Genomic DNA, 3,212 nt, shown 5'->3' with positions numbered 1-3,212 from the left:
AGAGCCCGAGCCCGTCGCCAAGCTCGTCGCCGAGCCCATCGCCGTCGCCGAGCCCGTCGGCATCGCCGACGTCACCGTCGCCCAGCCCGACCCACCCAAACCCGACTCACCCAAATCCGACCCACCCCGGGCCGACCCACCCTCTCCCCAGCCACCCCGGCGGCGAACTCGCGAACTCCGGGACGGCCACCGCGCCCGTCCTCGGGTACGCGGCACTGGTCCTGCTCGCCGGAACGGCCCTGGTCCGGGCAGTGCGCAGGCGCCGCCGCTGACGACGGCCGACCCGTAGACGACGGCGCCCGCCCCGGGAGGGGGCGGGCGCCGTCACCGACGCCCACGAACAGGGCATCGTCGGCGGGGCGGCCTCGACCACCATGAACCTCGGCAACGCTATCGGCCTCGCGCTGTTCACCGCCGTGGCCGACGCGGGCACCGACGGACCGGGCGGCGAGGGACTGGCCCGCGCCACGGCGGACGGCGGGTTCCTGGCCGTCCTGCTCACGGCGGCGGGGATGCTGCTGGGCCTGCTGCTCGCGCTCACCCTGCGACCCCTGCGCGCCGACACCCGTTCCGTCCCGGCGGCCGCCCCCGACCACCCCGCGGCCGTGGCGGGGTGACCCGCCCACCGAACGGGCCGGAGCGGGACGGCGCTGTCACCGTCCGCTTCGGCCCGTTCGGTGTCACTCGGCGGGGCCTCGCCAATGGCCGTCCACCAGGCGACCACGCGGGTGGCCACCCGCTCCGGCTCCGGCGGTCGCGGCGTGAGACCGAAGTGGTGCTCCAACTCGTGCCGCGGGAACCCGCTGATCTCCGTTCGGCCGGCGCCGGCGCCGAGGCGCAGGAGCAACGGGGCGAGCAGGCGGTCGTACTCGTCCGGCGCTTCGTCGACGACGCCGATCGGGTCCCACGCGTTGAGCAGGCGCCGCAGGCCGCCTTCCAGGGAGTCGGATTCAGATCGCCTCGCTCCGGAGCGCCACCCGAAAACCGCGGAACGTCGCGGCGGCGGGGTTCAGCGGGTGGCCGGGCCGGTCTCGACGTGGAGGTCCGGGCCGGTGCGGGGGAGGGCGGTCGGGAGCGGCGGTGCGACGGAGGCGGTGCCGGTCGGCGGGTCGCACAGCGTCTTGACGACGAGCGAGGCGATCGGCTCCCCGCTCGCCGAGTCGTCCTTGCCCACGTAGGGGTTGTGGGACAGGGCGAGCTGCCGGCGTCCGTCCCGGCTGCCGAGGAGGAGGGTGCTCCAGCCGGGGAGGCCGCCGTCGTGGCCCCAGGCCGGCTCGCAGCCGGGGCCGAGGTCGATCCGGACCACGCCGAGTCCGTAGTCACCGGCCGGTCCGCCGGTCGGCTTCGTGTCCGTGAGGGCGGCCATCTCGGCGGGGCGCAGCAGCCTGCCGCCGAACAGGGCGGCGTGGAAGCGGTTGAGGTCGGAGGTGGTGGAGATGCCGTTGCCCGCCGCGTCCACCATGGAGGGGTTGAGCCGGGTGATGTCGGCCGGGCCCTCCGGCATGTCGAGGTAGGCGTGGGCGTGCGGGCCGCCGAGGCCGGTCCCGGAGCCCGGGAACACGGTGTCCTCCAGATGCAGCGGGCGGACGATCCGGCGCTCGGCCTCGTGCTGCCAGGAGTGGCCGGTGACCTTCTGGATGATCATCCCGGCGAGCACGTAGTTGGTGTTGGAGTACTTCCAGCCCTGACCGGGGGCGAAGTACGGCGGGTGCTCGGCGGAGATCGCGGCCAACTGCTCCGGTCGGTAGTCCCGGTAGCGCCACCGCCCGTACGCGAAGTCCCGCACGGCGGCCTCGTCGGTGAGCTGGAACCGCTCGTCCTCGGTGTGGTTGAACAGGCCGCTGGTGTGGTTCAGCAACTGTCGGACGGTGATCGCCGCGCCGTTCGGGACGACGCCGGGCAGGTGCCGTTCGACCGGGTCGTCCAGGCGGAGCCGGCCCTCGCCGACCAGCTGGAGGACGACCGTCGACACGAAGGTCTTGGTCACGCTGCCGATCCGGAAGCGGGCGTCCGACCTGGCCGGCTGCCCGGTGGCCAGGTCGGCGGTCCCGGCGGCGCCCCGCCACTGGGGGCGCCCCGCGAGGCGGATCTCGGCGAGCGCGGCGGTCATCCCACCGTGCTCCACGAGGTACCGCAGTTCCCGCTGTCCGTCGACGCGGGGCCGACGCTCCTCCGCGGACCCGGTCCCGGCCGTGTCCGCACCCCCCGCCGCCACCGCCGCCGTCGGGGCGAGCGTGATGACGGTGGCCCCCGCCAGGGCGACGGCGGCGAGCCGTGTTCCCAGCCGGCCGCGCCGGTGCGGCGTCCGAGCCTGATCGATGGTCATGGTGCCCGCCCTTCCGGCCCGGTTTCGGGCCTTCGGCACCCACGATGGCGGCTGCCGCGCCCCCCGCGCGTCCTCCTGCGGGCGGCACCACCATGGGCGGCGAGGAGGGGGTGATGGCGAGTCAAATCATCTTCGAGGGGATTGACTTGGCCGTCTTCCGACGTCAGCGGACGTGCGCTCCCGTCGCGCGTTCGGATGAATGCGCCGCTCAACTCCGGTGGTTGGTGAGCGATCGGTGCTACCAATGGCGGTGCCGCCAGCGGCCGAGCGCTCGGGTCCGAGCCGGGCAGGCCTTTCTGGTCGCACGTCTTTCGCATGTCCACCCACAGCGAGAACGGAAACCCCCCCCCATGGCAATCGCACTCCGCAAGACCCTCGCCGTCGCCGCGCTCGCGCTGACGGCGTCCTTCCTGCCGGCCGGTCAGGCGGGGGCCTCCGACGCCGCCCAGCCGTCGCCGCGCGTCCCCGGCCGCTACTGCCTGGGCAACGAGTGGAACACCCCGAACGTCGCCACCCGGCCGTGCGACACCAACGACCCGGGCCAGCACTGGGTGCTCTCGGGCCAGCAGATCTCGCTCAGCAACGCGCGGGCCTACTGTCTGGCCAACGCGTGGGGCACCGCGAACATCTCGACGAAGCCGTGCAACCCCAACGACCAGGGGCAGTACTGGACCGTCACCGGCCAGCAGATCGCCCTCACCTTCGCCCCGGGCTACTGCCTGGCGAACGCGTGGGGCACCCCGAACGTCTCGACGAAGCCGTGCGACCCCAACGACCGCGGGCAGCACTGGGTGATCTTCGACGACCAGATCAGCCTGGCGCTCGTCTGATCCCGGGCCCCCGGGTCCGGCCGGACCCGGGGTGATCCGCGCGAGGCCGTGCCCGG

3 protein-coding genes are annotated in these 3,212 nt (G+C 74.2%); 2 read left to right on the top strand and 1 reads right to left on the bottom strand.

Annotated features, from left to right (window positions below):
- The first annotated feature begins 374 nt into the window (after nucleotides 1-374).
- Nucleotides 375-617, top strand: coding sequence for a hypothetical protein (locus ABD308_RS31705; protein WP_344342730.1), 243 nt, complete (start codon nucleotides 375-377; stop codon nucleotides 615-617).
- Nucleotides 618-1,009: 392 nt separating this feature from the next.
- Here the strand turns inward: ABD308_RS31705 and ABD308_RS31700 are convergent, their stop codons facing one another.
- The gene (locus ABD308_RS31700) at nucleotides 1,010-2,326 is read right to left on the bottom strand and encodes a serine hydrolase domain-containing protein (RefSeq protein ID WP_344342727.1); all 1,317 of its coding nucleotides are present in this window, start codon (nucleotides 2,324-2,326) and stop codon (nucleotides 1,010-1,012) included.
- 350 nt (nucleotides 2,327-2,676) lie between these two features.
- On the opposite strand from ABD308_RS31700, the gene ABD308_RS31695 reads away from it, so the two are divergent.
- A complete protein-coding gene (locus ABD308_RS31695; protein WP_344342723.1) occupies nucleotides 2,677-3,156 on the top strand; it encodes a ricin-type beta-trefoil lectin domain protein in 480 nt (159 codons plus the stop codon).
- Nucleotides 3,157-3,212: the final 56 nt, after the last annotated feature.

This window comes from Kitasatospora putterlickiae, assembly GCF_039527695.1.
GTDB classification, from domain to species: Bacteria; Actinomycetota; Actinomycetes; order Streptomycetales; family Streptomycetaceae; genus Kitasatospora; species Kitasatospora putterlickiae.
Note: the sequence above shows the minus strand (reverse complement) of the source record. Positions and strands in the feature narration are given on the sequence as shown.

Coding starts and splice junctions, on each gene's coding strand:
- ABD308_RS31705 (WP_344342730.1), top strand. CDS start 375: ATGAACCTCGGCAACGCTATCGGCCTCGCGCTGTTCACCGCCGTGGCC.
- ABD308_RS31700 (WP_344342727.1), bottom strand. CDS start 2,326: ATGACCATCGATCAGGCTCGGACGCCGCACCGGCGCGGCCGGCTGGGA.
- ABD308_RS31695 (WP_344342723.1), top strand. CDS start 2,677: ATGGCAATCGCACTCCGCAAGACCCTCGCCGTCGCCGCGCTCGCGCTG.